This is a genomic window from Clostridium sp. (genome assembly GCF_036646415.1).
Taxonomy (GTDB): Bacteria; Bacillota; Clostridia; order Clostridiales; family Clostridiaceae; genus Clostridium_J.
Window position 1 is genome coordinate 116,155 of sequence record NZ_JAVXMF010000004.1, and the last position, 19,793, is coordinate 135,947.

The window sequence follows — 19,793 nt, forward strand, 5'->3', positions numbered from 1 at the left end:
ATCAGACATAACTATTTTATTAAATATAAGCTATACCTATATTTAATAATTAAGAATACAAACTTAAATTTATATACAAAATAAACTTAATAATTAATTTAAAAGGAGATCGAATTTCTTATGAAAAATTTTGCTAAAATTCTTATCCTAATACTCTTGATTACAACTACACTAAATATATCAGCATCAGCTAGCACTAAAGTACCATATACTAATGTACTTAAACAGGGTATATATAAAGTTAGTGAAACTGGTGCAGGTGCTATTAAACCTGGTAAATGTAGCATGGAATTAGTCTCTCCCGATTCAGTGGTATACGTATATGTAATTGACAGCAATACTATAGCAAGGTTTTCTAAAAGATTTACTTCTGCTTCTACTTACAGCGAAGGAACTTTAATAGAAGGGGACTCTGTAATTATTTTTGGGAAAGGAGAAATTTACATCAGTACTGCACCAAAATAAATTTATGTTAATTGCAATATTAAATGTCTACTCGTCTTACGCCCTATAAAAAAAATCCAGGAAAATTTCTCTGGATTTTTTTATTAAATAACTTATACTGTGACTTCATTCCTTCCCAAAACTTTACCTATTAATGGGTGTTGTGAAATATTCCTATTTCTTATAAGAACTCTTTAATGACACAGTTCTATTAAATACAAGCTTATCCTTAGATAGTTTATTATCTCTTATAAAATAACCATGTCTCATAAATTGGAATCTACCTTCATCATTTAGTCTTAAGGCTGCTGGTTCAACTATTGCATTGATCTTTATCTCTAAAGAATCTTTATTTATAAACTCAAATAAGTTATCTCCCGATGGAGCTTCATTAAATAAATTTTCAAATAGTCTAACTTCACAAGGCACACCATAAGTTTCACTAACCCAGTGAATAGTTCCTTTTACCTTTCTTCCTGTAAAGCCACTTCCACTCTTAGTTTCCGGATCATAGGTACATCTAAGCTCAATTATTTCTCCAGCTTCATCTTTTATAACCTCATTACATTTAATGAAATACGCTCCCTTAAGTCTAACCTCTCCTCCAAGTACCAACCTATTATATTTTTTAGGAGGATTCTCACTAAAGTCTTCTCTCTCAATATATAATTCTTTAGTAAAAGGCATTTCCCTAGTTCCTAAATTTTCATTTTCCATATTATTTTCAACTTCTAAATGTTCTATATAATCCTCTTCTAAGTTAGTAATTACTACTTTTATTGGATTTAGAACTGCCATTATTGATGGAACCTTTGTCTTTAAATCTTGTCTTAGTGAATTCTCAAGCATAGCCACATCTACCATAGTATCTGCTCTTGCTACTCCAATTTCATCTAGGAAATCTAAAATTGCCTTCCTAGTGTAGCCTCTTCTTCTCATACCCTTTATGGTTGGAAGTCTCGGATCATCCCATCCATGAACTTCATTACTAGCTACTAACATTTTTAAATATCTCTTACTAGTAACAACTCCACTTAAATTCATTCTTCCAAACTCTATTTGTCTTGGTGTTGGAGCTTTCAAATCTAATTCCTTTAAAACCCAATCATATAGTGGTCTATGGTCCTTAAATTCATTTGAGCATAGGGAGTGTGAAATTCCCTCTATATAATCTTGAATTGGATGAGCATAGTCATACATAGGATAGACACACCACTTATCTCCACTTCTATAGTGAGGTGTGTAGGATATTCTATAAATAACAGGATCCCTCATATTCATATTAGGACTTTCCATATCAATCTTTGCTCTCAGTACAGCTTCTCCTTCCTTAAATTCTCCTGATCTCATTTTTTCAAAGAGCTCTAAGTTTTCTTCTATATTCCTATTCCTATAAGGACTATTTTTCCCCTTTGTAGTTAAAGTTCCCCTATATTCTCTTAACTCATCACTAGTTAGATGACAAATATAAGCCTTACCTTTTTTAATTAGATACACCGCATAATCATAGATTTTTTCACTATAGTCAGACCCATAAAAAAGTCTATCTTCATAGTCAAAACCCATCCACTTCATGTCCTCCATAATGGACTCTACATACTCATGATCCTCTTTACCTGGATTTGTATCATCAAATCTTAAATTGAATTTTCCATTATATTTCTTTGCAATACCATAGCTTATATTAATAGCATAGGCACTTCCAATATGAAGATATCCATTTGGTTCTGGTGGAAATCTAGTATGAATTTCTTCACATAACCCCTCATTTATATCTTCCTTAACTAATCTGTCTACAAAATTTAAGTTTTCTTTTTCATTACACATAACTTCAGCCCCTTTATTTTTATCGCAAAAAAAATGCTCCCGACCCAAAGACTTTTCAGTCTAAGGGACGAGAGTTATACTTCCGTGTTGCCACCCAAATTCGTTAATATGTTGCCATACTCACCTCTTCAAGTACGGTATTAAAATAATACTTATACTCTAGTTCTGTAACGTGAACTCACGTCATAGCATCACCTTTAATAGTATCCATTTATTATTCCTATTGAATAACTAAGCATAAAGCTTTAAAAACTAACATAAAGGATCCGTATGAAGCTCAGAGACTTGTTTCAATAAATACTTCCATGTTCCTTCTCAGCTACTGGAACTCTCTGTAAAAGAATATATATACCTACTTTTCTCATCATAGCTATTATTTGTATTATATATAATATATGTAAATATATTTATTTTGTCAATACCTTTATATATATTTATTCCCCAATTTATAAATTAATATTAAAAAATAATTCCCTACACAAAATTGCGTAGGGAATTATAATTAGTTATTAGTCGTGTAATCCAAATCCGCTCATGATTAAGCCAGCCCAATCTGAATCTGCTTTTTCTATCCATCTGTACTCAATGTTAAGTTCTTTAAGCCAAGCATTAAGCCCCTGACTTTTTTTGCTTACATTTGGAGATTTTCTTCCGTATATATCTTTTATAGTTTCTAATAATTCCGCTTGCTCTTCTTTTCCAAGCTCTCTATCAAGTAAGTTTCTTATTTCTATACAGCACTCATCATATGATGCATGATCTTCAAAATATAACTCATTAGCAAGCTCTATTCTCTTACTGTTTATCTCTTTAATTACATCATTAATTTCATCAGTATTAGATAAAAACTTCTTACATACTGCAAGACAATCCATATCATTATCTAATCTATTTATTTGTTTTTCTAATCTTTCATTTCTCATTTATTTTTCCTACTTTACATCTTTATTTTGCCACATACCAAGTTCTTACTGTCACTTAAGGTTTTCACACCTGTGAAGCTTCGAATTCCCTGTACCAAGTTGTATAGTCATGGTTTAATCTTTTAATGGCAATGTATCTATTATATCACTAAGATGATTTGTTACAACAAGTAAATAATAGGATTCGTTATATATTTTTATTGTTACTTATATTAAATCTTTCTAAAAGGTCATGTCTAGGTTATTATTGAATAATATAGTATTTTAACCTACTCTGATTTAACCCTAACTTCGCTCAATTTTAACCTTACTTCCACCTTTTCCCGATTCTGCTGGCGTAAGAATAAGCTTTACTGGCACTCTATTTTTTATGGTTTCTACGTGACTTATTATTCCCACCTTTAGCTTGTCATTATGAATTCTTTCTAGTGAGTTCATAACAACCTCTAATAAATTATCATCTAGTGTTCCAAAACCTTCATCTAAGAAGAATAATTCTAGTGGTGCTGTACCCTTTAGTTGGATCTCTGCTGAAAGAGCTAAGGCTAAAGCCAGAGATGTTAGGAAGGTTTCTCCCCCTGATAGAGTTGAAGCATCCCTTTCTGCTCCACCATTTTTATAGTCACGAATTATAAATTTACCATTCTCGTCAACCTCTAGTCCATAATTGCCACTTGTTATCTCCTTAAGCCTTTTTGAAGCTTCTATAGAAACATATTTAAGTCTAGTTGTCGCTACAAATTCTACAAACTTTTTACCTTTAAATAATTTTTCCAAATCACTAAGCAAAGCTAATTTATGCTCAAGTTTCTCCTTTTTCTTAGCTAAATCCTTAAGTTCTGAAAGCTTTCTTTTTATAAAGTTAACTTCTTCTTCAACCTTTATTTTTATTTCATTTAAAGACTTAACTTCTTCTTCCTTCACCTCTTTATCCTCTTGGATTTTCATCCATGTTTCCTGGGTAATTTCTCTGCCATTAATTTTTTTAACTAGACTTTCTATTGCCCCACTTATCTTTGATAGGTTATGATTATATACTTCTATAACTTCTTTTAACTGTTGGATTTTCTCTTTAGAAATTATATTTTCCTTAACTTGCTCAATGGTTTCAAAGCCTTCTTCCCTTAAACTATTTTCTGCATTAGCTTTTTCCACTACTACTCTTTTTTCAAGTTCATGACATTTACCCATTATTTCAATCAATGACTCATTACAAACTTTAAAGGATTCTTCAATAGCTTCCTTATGTTTTTCACATTTAGCAAAGGATTCCTCTATGATTAGTATATCCTGTTCTACAGTTGTTAATAAGGATATTAAGTCTATTTCGTCTCCTACCTTTAATTTTATATTAGCAATTTTATCTTCTTTATTTTTTTCTTTTTCTACTAAAGATGATTTTTCTTTAGCTAGGTTTTCTCTTATACTATTTAAACTTTTCTGTAAAAGTTCCTTGTTATTAATCAACTCTTCTACCTTTGCTCTGTAAACCTTGATACTTTTTTCAAGTTCTTCTCTTTCTTTTTCTCGCTTTAATATCTCCTGATTTTTCTCTGTGAAATTTTCTACTCCAGTACTATCCTTAAGTATTAGCAAGTTTTTTTCAATTTCATCAAGGTCTGAACTATTTTTCTTATACTCTTCCTTTACTTCATTTAATTGCTTAGAGTTTTCTACCACTACAGATTTTATAGTATTTATATTACCCTCTAAGGTAACTTTATCTTCATTTAATTTATTTATACTTTCCTCTAAAGCTTCCTTATTTTTTATATATTTAGTTAATTCCTCACTTAAAGTTTTGAAGTTTTTCTCTAATTCTTCTAAAGAAATCTTTTTAAACTCATCTCCTAGGACTTCTATTTCAAGAGTTCTTTCTTTAACTTTTTCTTCTAAGGTTAAAAGATTTGTTTCACCTCTAGTTATGTCCATTTCAATTTGTCTAAAAGCTTTTTCCCTAGTTGATAATTCACTATCTATTTCACTTACATCTATAGCTTCTACATGTTTTATATTTTCTTTATGATGTTCTATAGCTCCACAAACTGGACATACTTCTCCACTATTTAGTGATTCTCTTAAACTATGAGCTAATGTTTCAACTTGAAGTTCCTTAGCTTTGTTTTTCAACTCTTCGATGATAATTTCTAGCTCCTTTTTATCAATGAAGTTTTTCTTTATAACCTGTTGCAACATAAAAATGGATTCCTTGGAAGCTTCAATATCTTTAAATGCCACCTCATATCTCTGCCATTTATCTTTGCTTTCTGATAACTTTCTTTGAAGAATTAACAGATCTGTTTGTTCTCCAGGACATGCTTTTATTAATTCCTCAAGGGTTTCTTTTTTAGCCTTTAGTAACTCTACCTTACTATAAAGGACTTCTGTAGATAACTTCTCTTTTGAATTTCCATCCTCTATGTCTTTTTCTAGCTTTGTAATTTTAGATTTATTATTTTTCACCAAAAATTTAAGATCATTGGATTTTTCACTAAATCTAATACCTTGTTGAACTTTTTCCTTTAATTCACTATCAATCTTTAAAGCTTCAAATTTCTCCTCTGCTTCCTTAATCACAGCTCCACCCTTAAGAATTCTATGACCCATAGCAGTTATATCTTCTTCAGTTTTTCTTTCATTACATTCTATATTTTTAATATTAGATTTTAAATTATCTATTTCATCTTGAAGAACTCTTATATTTTTCTCCTCTAATATAGCATCCTTTATCTTCTCTTCCTTTACTCTTAGAATAGGAAGTTCGCTATCTTTTTTCTCTCTCCATAGATTCCAATCCTTTTTAATCTTATCTTTTTCAATTGTTAAACCGTCATGGCTAGCTTTTAATTTCCCTAACTCTACCTTGGAAGCTTCTATCTCTTTTAAAGTTCCTTCATAGGACTCTATATAAGGCATAACCTTAGCAGCTGCTTCTCCAAGTTTTACTGTATTTTTATGGTTTTCTATATCTTCACTTATGTCTCTAAGTTTCTTTTCTTCATCTTTATATCCTTGAAGCTCCAGTTTAAGATTCCAAAGTTTTTCTCCTTCTTCAAAGGCTTTTTCAATTATTTTAAAATCTTTATTAGCCCTTTCTAAACTCTCCTTTGCTTCCCGCTGTTCTTCTTCCTTTAACTTTAACACTTCTTCACTTATATCTTCATAGCCTTTAAGTTCTCCAAGTAGCACACTATTTTCTGTTTTTTCCCTACTTATCTCACTACCTAACTTTCTAGCCAGATCATCACCATACTTTTGAAGATTAAATAATCTCTCTAGCATTTCTCTTCTTGATTTACCTTCAAGCTTTAAAAACTCACTAAATTTACCTTGAGGTAATACAACAGTTCTTGTGAAATCCTCTAAACTAAGACCTATAATTTCCTTACAAGTATTTGTAACTTCTTTAACCTTATCTGCTAAAACATTAGGTTCATCACCAGTTATATCTACAATCTTACACTTTCCTGACTGAGGATTTCCTGTTTTTTTATCTCTTTTAAACTCTCTATCAACTACATATCTTTTAACCTCTGACCCTGAAATTTGAAATTTAAAGCTTACAGCCAAGGTATCACAATTTGTATTTATAAAGTTAGAACTCTTCCTTGAAACTTCTCCATATAGTGCCAAGGTTATTCCATCAAGAACAGTAGACTTTCCACTTCCTGTTGGTCCAAAAATCCCAAAGAAGCCTTCCTCTGTTAGCTTTTCAAAATCTATAAATTGCTCCTCATTAAAGCTATTTAATCCCTTTATTTTAAGACTAATTGGTCTCAATATGTCCACCATCCTCTTCTGAAATTATAGATAGAAGTAAGTCTACAACTTCCTCAGCTGCCTCTACTCCTCTTTCTTTCTTATAAAACTCCTTAAATATATCCTGAAAGGATTTCTCAGAAAGGCTAGTAGTTTCTTCACTTTCTTCATCATCACCTATGATTTTAGGCATAATTTCCAATATATCTTTTTTCAAACTCTTCATCTTCTTAATTTCATCTTCATTTATATATCTATCTGTAGAAATTTCAAGATATACCCAGCAATCTCTATCCTTATTTTCTTCACACTTTAAGATTGCCTCGTCAATTCCATTACACTTCCATATCTCTATAGGCTTATAAACCTTTATATCAATTTCTTCTATATTACTTTCTTCTCCTGCCTTTACATCTACAATAAAACATTTCTTTTGAAAATTAATCTCCTTCTTATTGTAGTGAAGTGGAGAACCTGAATATCTTGCTCTTTTATCAGTACCCGGTACCATTTGTGGCTTATGAACATGACCGAGGGCTATATATTGAGCCTCCTTTGGAAAGCAACTTCCATTAACAATGTAGCTTCCCCCTAGTTGAATGCTTCTCTCTGATCCACTTTCTTCACTACCCATTGCAAATAAATGAGACACAACTAAATTAATTGTATCTCCTCTATAATTTTCTTTTAAAGAACTAAATAATTCATATATTCTTTCACTATAGGATTTTAGTCTTCCCTCTTCACTTTCCATACCATCATAAAGAACCTCATTTAATCTTTTTTCACTTGGATAAGGTACTGTTAAAATAACTGCTTTTTCACCATTTATCTCTATTTCAATAAAACCTTCCCCTGAGTTAACTAGCTTATGTTCTCCATATACTCCTGGCTGTACCACCATCTTTGGAGTTCCAACCATAATAATTCCATGATCCATAGCAAGAGGTCCAGCTGCCACAAGTCTTTCCGGATTGTCATGATTTCCTGCAATTACTAAAGTTAGTCTCTCTCCATTTCTGGAAAGTTTCTTTAAAGTATCATAAAACATTTTCTCTGCTCTAGCTGGAGGATTGCTTGTATCATAAACATCTCCTGCAATAATAACTAAATCTATATTATTTGTCTCCACCATCTCAACAAAATCACTTAAAAATTCTTCCTGCTCATCCATTCTACTTTGACCTTCTAGATTTTTACCTAGATGCCAATCTCCAGTGTGTAATATTCTCAATTAACTTCCCCCATTCTACTGTTTACTACGAGTTAGTCCCTATAAAAAAAAGTGTTGGTTATGACATTACCCTAAGATAATATTTACACCAATTTCAATAGAGTACTAAACCACAGTTCAAAATCAAAATCTATTTATTTAAACTCATTTCCTCAATATTAACCAAGTTTTGTCCTTGAAATTCCATGACAACAATCCATGGCATTATATTCTTTATTCTATTAAATTCATCATATCCAAAGCTTTTATTATGATGATTTATTATTGTGCTTAAAGCTGTACCATGAGTTCCTATTACAATATTATTACCACAACTTTCCTTTAATATCTCCTGCAAGGCTTGTACATTTCTTTCTTGTACTTCTTTTAAGCATTCTCCCTTAGGAAGCTTATAGTTAAAATCTTCCCATTGTCCCTTTGAAAAAGCGTTAAAATCCTCAATCCATTCTTCGGATACGGCTCTTTCTCTAAGATCATTTTTGATTATAATATCTAGGTTTAATTTATCTGCTAAACCTCTAACTGTATCTATTGCTCTTTTATATGGGCTTGCATAAACCTTAGTTATTTCTTTGTCCTTCAAAAACTCTGTTACATTTTTACTATCTTTTAATCCCTCTTCAGTAAGAGGTCTAATTAAATCCTCATGAACTGAAAAATCTGGCTTTGCATGTCTAACAAAATATATCTTAGTCATCATATTTCCCCCACTTCAATTACTAATTTTATATCTTTACTATTCTACTTATTCATCATTTTCATCTGTAGTTTATTTTTAAAACTCATTCATGATTTACTTCATTTTAAAACTTTTTATTTAGTTTAAAAATTCTTTATTATAGATATAATTATACATCAAGTTATCTATTTATACTAACAAAGACCCTATTGTAAACTCATACAATAAGGTCTTTTCAACATTTTAGATTTGAATTTATTCAGTGAAGCCTTTCGTCTGCATTTTTTCTCCATTAAGAAATAATGCCATTCCTGTTTTCATTTTTCTAAAGTTCAACTTTTCATAAAAATGTTCTTTGTCTGGTGAAGCATATAATATAAAATTACATTGAGGGATACATTTTAAAATACTATTAACAATTGTTGCACCTACCTTTTTACCTTGATATTCAGGTAGAACTGCTATATCATAAATTGCGGCTTGGTAAATTCCGTCTGAAATTGCACGACCAAAACCAATTAACTTATTATCGTCAAACGCAAATACAACAGTATGACTATTTTCAAAGGCCTTCTTATGCACCGCTCCTTCAAAATAAGCCATTTCAACTCTTTTCAATATTTCAGATACATAATCCCAATTAATATTCAAGCAATTGTATTGAATTTTTAGATTCATCTCTTCTCCCCCTTTAAGTATTAATATTAATGTGGCTCCCCTTTATTTACTCTTAGCTATAGTGTGAATTTATTAATGATTTTTTCTACATTTATCTCTCCGTACCATAGAATAATTCAATGACTTCTTTATCCGGCTTCTTACCTATGTAACTTCCTATAACAAAGGTAATTATTGATACTAGAAGAGCTGGCACGATTGGTTGAACTCCAAATGGTGCAAACTTTGTAACACTGAACAATATAAAAGATCCAATACCACATACCATAGATATAATTGAACCTGTAGCATTAGCTCTCTTCCAGTATAGTCCAAATACAACAGGACAGAAAAATGCTGCCTCAAGCCCACCAAAGGCAAATAAATTAATAAAAGTCAGTAAATCTGGTGGTTGTATTGCAAGTACAAATACTATTATCCCAATTATAGCTGTGGATGCTAGACTCATTCTTGAAATCTTTTTCTCAAACTCACTACCTTCTTGTGCTTTCTTATCACTCATAAAGTAGTTCATATAAATGTCCTTTATGATTGCTGCTGAAGATAAAATAAGCATAGAAGACACCGTTGACATAACTGCAGCTAGTGGTGCTGCTAGGAATATTCCTGCCAAAACGGGGTTCATAATTTCTACAACCAGTCTAGGAATTACAGTATCTGAATTCACTATTCCAGCTGGAAGTATTGCAGCTGAAAATACACCTGCTAAAAGCATTCCAAACATAAGAATAAAGAAAGCTACTGTTCCATAGATCATTGCACTGTGCATAGATTTAGTATTCTTAAATCCCATAGCCCTAACTGTATTCTGTGGAAGTCCTAGTGTCCCTACACCAACCAGAACCCAAAAGGATAATATATAGCCCTTACTAAAATGATCACCTGATAGAGGAGTACTCCATACAGGGTTTACTTCACTTAGTGTAACTGAAATGGCTTCCACACCACCGCCTGCTTTTATTATGAAATAAAGAATTAATCCTGTACCAAATAACATTATAATTCCTTGTAACGTATCTGTTATAACTACAGCTTTGAATCCTCCAATAGTAGTATACAAAATTACTATAGTTCCAAAAAGAATTAATCCAACTATATATGAGTATCCCGTAATAGTTTGAAATAATACTGCTCCTCCTATAAATTGAGCAACCATGGTCACAATGAAAAATACTACTAGCGCAATGGAGGCTAAAATAACCACTGTAGGAGATTTATATCTCTTTGATAAATAGTCTGTAACAGTAACTGCATTAATCTTCCTTGATATTATCGCAAGTTTCTTACCTAAAATACCTAGAGTTAAAAAAACTGTTGGCACTTGAGTCACCGCCACAAACACCCAGCTTAAACCTACTGAATAAGCAATTCCTGGCCCTCCAATAAAACTACTAGCACTAGTATAGGTAGCTATTAATGTCATGGCAAGGACAAAGCCTCCCATGGATCTTCCTCCAATAAAATAATTATTAATAAATCCATTCTTGGCATTTTCACTTGCAGCATTTCTACTAACCCAAACCCCTATAAATAGATTAAGTGCTAGATACAGCACAATTGGTATTACAATTAAAAATTTTTGCATATTTTTTTCCTCACTTTATTTCCATTCATCTTTATCGTTCTCTTCTTCATTACTTTCTAAATCAAAATCTACAAATAAATATTTTACTGTAAATATTACTGCAATAATAAGTAGTATAGGACCTACAAAACTACTTAATACAAACCACATTGGAAGCCCCATTACGTATTTATAACTTCCCGGGTCTCTACTCCCTAATCCAAATCCAGTAACATACCACCATATAAAATAAAGGATATATACAACAATTGAAATAATTGCTTCCTTATTTATTTGTTTATTTTTTGCTTTTTCTGATAGCTTCATCTTCTATTCTCCTTAGTTTTCAACATAAATTATCCATCTTATAACAACATAGTAATATTATCATGTCACTATATAGTACACAATATGTTTTGTATTTTTTATAAAATTAATATATTTCTAATCCCCTTAAATATTTTAATTAAATATAATCTATTATGTATTAGATACTTCCCTGTTATGAGTGTAGTAATCCTCTGTTAATCCTTTAATAACTATTGAAGCACTATGAATAAAGTCATCATGTTTATGCATAATTATAACATTTATAAACAGTTTTTACCCATTTATCAATGTTTTTATGGAATATTTCATAAAATTTTAAAAAACTATTGCATAATTATTAGTTTCAGTTGTATAATCATACTACAGCAAAGGAATAATAGTTTTTACTTATAAGGGGGATTCAATAATGAAAAAAATATTTTTAAAGAAAATTTTTGCAGTAGCAATGGCGGGAGTTATGTCATTATCATTAATGGCTTGTGGAAATAAACCAGAAGAGGACTTATTATCTAAAATAAAAGAAGAAGGAAAAATCACAGTAGGTATGAGTATTGATTATGCTCCATATGAATTCTTCGTTATGGACAATGGCGAAAAGAAAAAGGTTGGTATGGACATAAATTTAATGGAGGAAATTGCAAAGGATCTTGGAGTAGAATATGAAGTTCAAGAGATGGAATTTAGTACAATCTGTGATGCAGTAAGAAATGGAATTGTAGACTTAGGGGTTTCTGGTTTGTCACCTGATTCAGAAAGACTACAAATTGTAGATTTCTCAGATATATATTTTGAAGCAGAGCAAGGAATATTAATTAATAAAAACAGTACAAGCAGCATTAAAAGTATTGATGATTTAAAAGGAAAGAAAGTTGGAGCACAGAATGGTTCAATCCAAGCTACTATAGCCCAAGGAATTGAAGATGCTGATGTTAAGTTATTACCAGAAGTTCCAACATTAATTCAAGATTTAATTACAGGAAACTTAGATGCAGTTATAGTTGAGTTACCTGTAGCAGATATACAAGCTACAGTACATGAAGATTTAGCAGTTGCTGAAGAAAAGATTGCAGATGCATCAGGTGGTGGATCAGCAATAGCTCTTCCTAAAAATCAAGCAGCTTTCTTAGAAGCAGTTAATAGTACACTTCAAAGATTAATATCTGAAGGTAAAATAGATGAGTTTTACACAAATGCAGTTAAATTAAGTAAGGATGAAGTTACAGCAGAGTAACATAAAATTCCCCTTGAAATTTAGAATACTTTTCAAGGGGAAGCTAAGGAGGAACTATGAGTAATTTAAGTTTTAAGTTTTTAGAAAAATATTTTCCAGTATTTATAGAAGGTATTCAGTGGACATTACTAGTATCAATACTGGCAGTTATATGCGGAGTAATTTTAGGAACAATCCTCTGCTTTATGAAAAGATCTAAGTTATCTATATTAAAAGTACCACTACCGAAGATTATCTCTTCTGCATACATAGAGTTTGTAAGAGGAACACCACTATTACTACAAATATTTATAGTTTACTTTGGTTCAAATTCCTTTGGAATTAAACTTACTCCATTTGTAGCCTGTGTAATAGCTCTATCACTTAATTCTGGTGCCTATGTTGCAGAGATAATAAGAGCTGGAATAAATGCTGTTGATAAAGGTCAATTGGAAGCCTCAAGAAGTTTAGGTATGAGTCAAAGAATGGCAATGCAATATATAATTTTACCTCAAGCAGTAAGAAATATTTTGCCCGCTATAGGTAATGAATTTGTTTCAATAATAAAAGAATCATCTATGGCATCAGCAATTGGAGTTGCTGAAATCACTTATGGAGCAAAGCTTGTTACAGGAGCTACCTATAGAAGCTTTGAACCATTAATAGTGGCAGCATTATGTTACTTTACACTTACATTTACATTAGGAAGACTAATGGCATATCTTGAAAGGAGGCTTAAGGCAAATGATTCACGTTAATAATTTAAACAAGAATTTCGGAAAAAATGAAGTTTTAAAGGGTATAAATGAACATATAAAAAAGGGAGAAGTGGTTGTAGTTATAGGACCATCAGGTTCAGGAAAATCAACCTTTTTAAGATGCCTTAACCTCCTTGAAGAACCTACCTCTGGAGAAATTAACTTTGAGGGAAACAACATAACTGATAAGAATACTGATATAAATAAACTAAGAGAAAAGATGGGAATGGTATTCCAACAATTTAACCTTTTCCCACATAAATCAATATTAGAAAATATAACTATAGGACCAATTAAAGTTAAGGGACAAAAAACCCAGGATGCTAATAAGAAAGCTATGGATCTTCTAAAAATGGTAGGATTAACTGAAAAGGCACAATCCTATCCTGCCTCTCTTTCTGGTGGACAAAAACAAAGAATAGCAATAGCGAGAGCCCTAGCAATGGACCCAGATGTTATGCTATTTGATGAGCCAACCTCAGCTCTAGATCCAGAAATGGTTGGAGAAGTTTTAAGTGTTATGAAGAACCTTGCAAATGACGGAATGACCATGGTAGTTGTTACTCATGAAATGGGCTTTGCAAAGGAAGTTGGAGATAGAATTCTCTTTATGGATGGTGGTAAAATCGTGGAACAAGGCACCCCAGAAGAACTCTTTGGAAACCCTAAAAACCCTAGAACTATAGACTTTCTATCAAAGGTTTTATAATAAATTAGGGCAATCTTTTAAACTATTGTTGATTATAACATCATATTATTAATTTCAAGAATCATTAAAAAAATAATCTAAATTAAAAGGACTGTCTCAAGATTAAATATAATTTAATCATTGAGGCAGTCCTATATTTTTATTTTAGGCTATGTTTTAAGTGACTGTTGGAATTGACATCAATATTATTTGAGCGAATACCATTTGCAGGGACATTATATTTACTCAGTGATGGGAAAGGTAAAGGCGTTAATAACTACAAAGTGTTTGAGCGCATGCGAGTTTTTGTAGTTTAGCTTTTTCCTTGAGCAGAGCTCTAGTAAATAAATGTTGCGAAACGGTTGAGGGAAGATAATATGATGTCATAATCAACACTAGTTTAAAACTGAGTCTAATTTTATAGGAACTTAACTATTTCTCCAGCAGGTCCATTTACATTAAAAATTACATTTTCATCTATCTTTAATGTACATTCATCGTGTTTTTCTTTTATAGTGATTAAATTTAATCCACCTACATGTACTTCCTTAACTCTTTTTGGAGCTATATCTACTTCAAATTTACAATCTTTTAGACCAGTAATTTTAATTGCATTACCTTGTCCACAATCATTTTTAACCTTTAAGCTTATGATATTGTTCCCTTTTGATAATACTGGTTTAGCTGGTATGTATTCTATTTCTACTTCCCCTATCATAGTCATCCAACCGCCGCTTAATTTTATTTTTGATACTAAACTCAATTTGTATTCTTCACTTACACTTTTAAGTAGTTTCCCTAACTCATATACTGTTAATTCATATTTCATATTGTTTCTCCCTTTTTATGATGATAATAACTCTATAATAACATCTATTAATTATATTATACTATATTTCAATAAACTTTTCTTGCATTAAAAAACACATACAGAAGCTTATAATTAAATCTTCTCCATGTGCCTAATTTAAATAAAGATGTACTTTCTTCTTCATACGTTATTTCATCATATTTTATTCAATGCAAGATTTAACAAATTCTATTGGAAGTTGAGATCTCTTGGATACTTCTTCTACTGTCATTCCCTGTGCCAGAAAATGTTTTGCAACAAATCTCATACTTTCACCAATCTCAATTATATGACCATCAGGATCGTAAAAACGTATAACATGTTGCCCCCACGAATATTCTTTTGTATCATGAACATATTCTATATAGTCTATTGCTTTTAACCTATTTAAAAATCCCTCAAAGTCTTCTTCTTCAAAATACAATTCGAAGCTATTAGATTTTTGTATTATTTCATCATCATTTTTATCAATAAACTTTTGCCACGATGAGCTACTTTGTAGTGAGAAATCTCCATCAAAGGTTATATTTTCACCATAATCCATAACAACTTTTTGTCCAAGTACATCTTCATAAAACTTTCTTGATTTTTCAATACTCTTCACCACAATAAGCGGACAAGTAAATTTCATAATTTATCTTTAGTGAGCGAGTGTATTTGTAAGTGCCAAACTCTCACTAAAGCTATCCCCCTTTCATCTTATACTATTTTCTGCGCATAATATGTTATTTTTGAATATAAAAATAATCTATCTCATTTTTCATATATTTTTCAAATATTCTTAAATTTGGGCCATTGATTATAACCGATACTTGGATTATTTGACTCATAATATTTTATATACTCTACCTCTTTACGATTAACGTCTTTATCTGTAGCAATTTCTGATTCCCACAAAATTTCTTTTCGGATTGTAAAATCGCTTCTTTCTTCTCTTGTAAAGTCTTTCTCAATTAATTTACTATTTGCACTTCCAAAATAATTAATATCATCAGTTAAATCTTTACCCACATAAATTTTACCGTTAGGATAAGTGATTTTATAAATAATTTTCATAGTTAAAACCTCTTTACAATTACATACAAATTATTTGTTCTTGACTTTCTCTAATTTTTTTCTCAATCTTTAAGTTCTTCCCTTTTATATTCACATAACCTAATTAAATTTTTCATCTTTACGCCCTTCCCCTTGCATATAAAATTTCCTTTGTTAAAGCATATCGCAATTGGGATAATAATGTAAAAACTCTACTTCACTCTTTTATTTATTCTAAATTCTCCGATTCAATAACATATTTACTGTTAGGAAGATACTTTAGTATATAATTCTCCTCTATACTTTTTATTGCACACTTAATTACCAAGTTGCATATATCGTATTTACAAGATTTACACACCATATAAGAAGATTACGAATTACCTCAACGATAAATTGGAATTTTATAATATCTAAAGATTTTTAGTAATTCTAACATATTATTGTTTATTTTGTAATTTATTTATTAGTGCAATTGGATCTATTATCGTACCAAATTCATAGGTTCCATTTTCATCAGTAACACTTGTAATCTTGCCAGTTTCTCTTGCAATTACTGTAAACTCTTCAAAAGTAATTTGAGAATCAACTTGACATGCTAATGCGTATAATCCCGCTACATAAGGAACAATCCAACTACCTCCTCCTATAGGTGTGTAAAGATAATCTGAGGTTCCAATACTTGATGCTACTGTTCGTTGATCCATTGGAACTAATAATCTTCCTGTATCAAATCTACCATTATATAATTTATAAGTCATATATGCCGGTCTTAAATCCTCTACAACATTAGAATTTCCATACATAGTTCTTCCCATACCAATATATTGATTTAGCAGATTATCATCTCCTAAACATAAAACCTCTATTCCTTCGTTTTTTGCCCTTTCTACTGCAAGTATAAACTTATCTCTATCCTTTTTATCATTTGTATATCCAATCGAAATTGAGATAACTCTGATTTTTTCGTTATCATTAAGTGATTTATTTAATTCTATTATTCTATCAATATCTTTTGATAAATATTCTAGACTAGTTGTCATCTCTCCAGACTCAGTCCTCTCTCCATATAAAGCATAATCATCTGAAATATAATATAACTTCGTATCTGGTGCAACTCCTATATTTTTTCCAACTGCTAATGAAGCTACTCCTGGTCCATGCATCGATGCCATTTGATGTTTATTCTCACTATATGAGTGATATACAGCTATCTGTTCTTTGTACTCTTCATGGTCAACTAGCAATGCCTGGTCTATTATTGCAATTCCAACTCCTTTACCTGTAATTCCCTTTTTATGCAATTCTCTTATATTTAGTCCTGGGTCTTTTCCTTGCTCTAACAACTTATTTGGATCAATTCCATCCGGTAATTGGGTAGGCCAGAGCGTTTTCGTATCAAACTGAAAATACTTAAATAATTCAGTTTTATCCGTCAAATTCTCATGTGTTAAGTCCGTAGAAGTAAGATCAATACTACCTATATCATTAATAGCCCATCTCTCACTCTCCGTTTTGTTAGAATTAAATTTATAAAGCTCTTCTGCAGTATCTTTAGGTCTATCTGTTATTTCACCATACTTTAGTTTATCTGAATTACCACATCCATTTAGAATAAATAAACTGCCAATTGTTATCAAGCAGCAAATCACATTTTTGGGTCTACACTTCAATTCCCTGCACCACCTTTTTAGTTAATTCATATTTAATATAATCTAAGCGACAAATTCCTATTTATCTATGTCTTTTTTTATAATCTTTATTTCGCCTTACTCTACCATCGTTCATAAGTTTATATATTGATTATACACCAATAAATGGTAAAACCAAAAGAAGATTTACCATTTAATAATTTTACATTTTTATAAAAAAACACATACAGAAGCTTATAATTAAATCTTCTGCATGTGCCTAATTTAAATAAAGATGTACTTATTTTTACTCATTGAAAAACTTTAGGTCTAAGCAATCCTTACAATCTTCTAAAACATACCTAGGGTCAACAGTATGATATATCTTGTAGTTTCTTATTAAGTGGCTGACACCCTTTTCTCCTAAAGCGGTTGCTATTTGTGTTCCTGTTAGATTTTTGTGTTTTGTCTACATTTAAAAGTTCTGCATATTAAAAATAATAATTGCTTGTTGAACATTAAGTAATGTTTTCTTGAATTCATATCTTATAAAATACTCACTATCAATTACATCTACTGATACTTCCTTACCTCTATAAAAGGGTGGGCAAGGATTCAGTAATGCATCTTTATTAGCTAAATTCATTAACTCTGTAGTGACTTGATATTCTTTAAAGTCTTTCAAGATTTCTTCACTTACTGGATCAGTTAATATAATATCTTTATTTAAAAAAGCTTTTGTAATATCATTTTCAATAGGAATATCATCCATTTCATGATTATTAGGACAGCATTGTGTAAGTGAAAAACCCAATAATTGTGCCGCTTCATTCCATGCCAATCCTATATTTTCTTTTGCCCCAACAAATAAATAATTTAATTCTAAAAAATTCTCTCTTAACTTACACAAAGCATATAAATCTGATAAAACCTCGCAAGGATGATTTACACTTGTCATTGCATTAATTACTGGTACTGAACTATATGCTGCCATTTCATTTATTAAAGAAATATCCCTATGCCTTACAATAAGGCAATCTACCCAATTATTAAGATATCCAACAACATCTTTTATTTCTTCTTTTTTATCTAATGCATCACTTGGAAATAAAATTGATTGCCCACCTAGCATATTAGTACCTTTTTCAAATGTCACTCTTGTACGTATACTTGAATTAGGGAAAAATAATACTATAGTTTTTCCTTTTAAACAATTTTCATATTTCCCTTGTTCAATCTCATCAGCTATATTAAAAATTTTAAATATTTCTTCCTTTGTATAATCACATAATCTAATTAAATTTTTCATATAGACTCCCTTCCCCTTGCATATAAAATCTCCTTTATTAAAGTATATCACAATTTACATTATATTCTAATTTATATATATATCTTCAAATCTATAAACATTTACGCTAATAATTATTAATTATTCTATTTTAAAATAGTGTGGAAATATGACCAATCTAAAATGGACAACAATATTGTTGTCCCTTTTTACCCAAAATTATCTAAGGTTGTTCCTATAAACTTATATATTTCTAATTAGATAAATTACCCATTTATCAAGTTTATTCTTAATCTAGGTAATTTATGATTATTCCAAATCAAGTCTGTAGGTATACTCATCATATATAATATCAGTTCCACACTTTTTAAAAGTGCCTTCTTTTTCAACATAGAAGCCAAGTTTTCTTAATACAGCATTTGAACCTGGATTTTCCTGTGCTACATCTGCTGTAATCTTTCGACCTCCATTTATATAACAAAAATCAATTAGTACTTTTATTATTTCTGTAGCATACCCTTGACGCCAATATTTTTTATGGACACAATATCCTAAATCCCAATGTTTTTGGTCTTCACTTGGAACCGCACTACATGTTCCAATATAATCTCCTGTTTCCTTTGAAACTGCAATAAAATAATAGCACCCATCATAATTTTCTACATTTTCTTTCCATCTCAAGTATGTATCACTTGCTTTATCTCGAGGTGGATCTGATAAATATTTCCCCATTTCATCATCCAACCAGATATCCAAACAAAAGGATGCATCTTCTTTCCTAGTATTTTTAATAATTAATCGACTTGTTTCTAAGTCTTTTATCCTCATAATAAATATTCCCCTATCATTTATAAATAATCTTCACTACAAATTCCTGTTTATATATTATATAAAT

18 protein-coding genes are annotated in these 19,793 nt (G+C 30.7%); 4 read left to right on the top strand and 14 right to left on the bottom strand.

Annotated elements, in window-relative coordinates; all coding sequences use genetic code 11:
- Nucleotides 1-120: 120 nt before the first annotated feature.
- On the top strand, nucleotides 121-465 hold the full coding sequence (locus tag RSD37_RS04380; RefSeq protein ID WP_346945483.1) for a hypothetical protein: 345 nt from the start codon (nucleotides 121-123) through the stop codon (nucleotides 463-465).
- Between the two features lie 153 nt (nucleotides 466-618).
- Here RSD37_RS04380 and RSD37_RS04385 read toward each other — a convergent pair whose 3' ends face one another.
- The 8 genes from RSD37_RS04385 to RSD37_RS04420 form a co-directional block, all read right to left on the bottom strand.
- Nucleotides 619-2,271 carry a glutamine--tRNA ligase/YqeY domain fusion protein gene (locus RSD37_RS04385; protein ID WP_346945484.1) on the bottom strand — a complete coding sequence of 551 codons (1,653 nt, stop codon included), beginning with the start codon at nucleotides 2,269-2,271 and terminating at the stop codon, nucleotides 619-621.
- Nucleotides 2,272-2,780: 509 nt separating this feature from the next.
- Nucleotides 2,781-3,194 (bottom strand): hypothetical protein, encoded by a 414-nt coding sequence (locus tag RSD37_RS04390; protein WP_346945485.1) that lies wholly within the window; start codon nucleotides 3,192-3,194, stop codon nucleotides 2,781-2,783.
- A 285-nt stretch (nucleotides 3,195-3,479) separates the two neighbouring features.
- A complete protein-coding gene (locus RSD37_RS04395; protein ID WP_346945486.1) occupies nucleotides 3,480-6,974 on the bottom strand; it encodes an SMC family ATPase in 3,495 nt (1,164 codons plus the stop codon).
- Nucleotides 6,961-8,187 (bottom strand): exonuclease SbcCD subunit D, encoded by a 1,227-nt coding sequence (locus RSD37_RS04400; RefSeq protein ID WP_346945487.1) that lies wholly within the window; start codon nucleotides 8,185-8,187, stop codon nucleotides 6,961-6,963. Before RSD37_RS04400 ends, RSD37_RS04395 begins: the two co-directional genes overlap by 14 nt.
- A gap of 130 nt (nucleotides 8,188-8,317) precedes the next feature.
- Complete coding sequence (locus RSD37_RS04405; RefSeq protein ID WP_346945488.1) at nucleotides 8,318-8,884, bottom strand: histidine phosphatase family protein; 567 nt, start codon at nucleotides 8,882-8,884, stop codon at nucleotides 8,318-8,320.
- A 237-nt stretch (nucleotides 8,885-9,121) separates the two neighbouring features.
- The gene (locus RSD37_RS04410) at nucleotides 9,122-9,544 is read right to left on the bottom strand and encodes a GNAT family N-acetyltransferase (RefSeq protein ID WP_346945489.1); all 423 of its coding nucleotides are present in this window, start codon (nucleotides 9,542-9,544) and stop codon (nucleotides 9,122-9,124) included.
- A 91-nt stretch (nucleotides 9,545-9,635) separates the two neighbouring features.
- Nucleotides 9,636-11,129, bottom strand: a complete 1,494-nt coding sequence (gene panF / locus RSD37_RS04415) for a sodium/pantothenate symporter (RefSeq protein ID WP_346945490.1) — start codon at nucleotides 11,127-11,129, stop codon at nucleotides 9,636-9,638.
- A 15-nt stretch (nucleotides 11,130-11,144) separates the two neighbouring features.
- Entirely contained in the window at nucleotides 11,145-11,435 is a 291-nt protein-coding gene (locus RSD37_RS04420) for a YhdT family protein (protein WP_346945491.1), read from the bottom strand.
- Nucleotides 11,436-11,844: 409 nt separating this feature from the next.
- On the opposite strand from RSD37_RS04420, the gene RSD37_RS04425 reads away from it, so the two are divergent.
- From RSD37_RS04425 to RSD37_RS04435, 3 genes are read left to right on the top strand one after another with little or no spacing between them, the layout of a single operon-like run.
- Nucleotides 11,845-12,669, top strand: a complete 825-nt coding sequence (locus RSD37_RS04425) for a transporter substrate-binding domain-containing protein (protein ID WP_346945492.1) — start codon at nucleotides 11,845-11,847, stop codon at nucleotides 12,667-12,669.
- Between the two features lie 56 nt (nucleotides 12,670-12,725).
- Nucleotides 12,726-13,406, top strand: a complete 681-nt coding sequence (locus tag RSD37_RS04430; RefSeq protein WP_346945493.1) for an amino acid ABC transporter permease — start codon at nucleotides 12,726-12,728, stop codon at nucleotides 13,404-13,406.
- Nucleotides 13,393-14,115 carry an amino acid ABC transporter ATP-binding protein gene (locus tag RSD37_RS04435; RefSeq protein WP_346945494.1) on the top strand — a complete coding sequence of 241 codons (723 nt, stop codon included), beginning with the start codon at nucleotides 13,393-13,395 and terminating at the stop codon, nucleotides 14,113-14,115. The genes RSD37_RS04430 and RSD37_RS04435 overlap by 14 nt, the downstream gene beginning before the upstream one ends.
- Before the next feature lie 397 nt (nucleotides 14,116-14,512).
- Here the strand turns inward: RSD37_RS04435 and RSD37_RS04440 are convergent, their stop codons facing one another.
- From RSD37_RS04440 to RSD37_RS04465, 6 genes are all read right to left on the bottom strand, one after another.
- Complete coding sequence (locus RSD37_RS04440; RefSeq protein ID WP_346945495.1) at nucleotides 14,513-14,923, bottom strand: UDP-N-acetylglucosamine pyrophosphorylase; 411 nt, start codon at nucleotides 14,921-14,923, stop codon at nucleotides 14,513-14,515.
- 184 nt (nucleotides 14,924-15,107) lie between these two features.
- A complete protein-coding gene (locus RSD37_RS04445; RefSeq protein ID WP_346945496.1) occupies nucleotides 15,108-15,575 on the bottom strand; it encodes a VOC family protein in 468 nt (155 codons plus the stop codon).
- A 140-nt stretch (nucleotides 15,576-15,715) separates the two neighbouring features.
- Nucleotides 15,716-16,000: a GIY-YIG nuclease family protein gene (locus tag RSD37_RS04450; RefSeq protein WP_346945497.1), complete on the bottom strand. Its 285-nt coding sequence runs from the start codon at nucleotides 15,998-16,000 to the stop codon at nucleotides 15,716-15,718.
- Between the two features lie 419 nt (nucleotides 16,001-16,419).
- Complete coding sequence (locus RSD37_RS04455; protein WP_346945498.1) at nucleotides 16,420-17,652, bottom strand: S8 family serine peptidase; 1,233 nt, start codon at nucleotides 17,650-17,652, stop codon at nucleotides 16,420-16,422.
- Between the two features lie 433 nt (nucleotides 17,653-18,085).
- Complete coding sequence (locus tag RSD37_RS04460; protein ID WP_346945499.1) at nucleotides 18,086-18,919, bottom strand: peptide transporter; 834 nt, start codon at nucleotides 18,917-18,919, stop codon at nucleotides 18,086-18,088.
- Between the two features lie 288 nt (nucleotides 18,920-19,207).
- Nucleotides 19,208-19,726: a GNAT family N-acetyltransferase gene (locus RSD37_RS04465; RefSeq protein WP_346945500.1), complete on the bottom strand. Its 519-nt coding sequence runs from the start codon at nucleotides 19,724-19,726 to the stop codon at nucleotides 19,208-19,210.
- Between the last annotated feature and the right edge of the window lie 67 nt (nucleotides 19,727-19,793).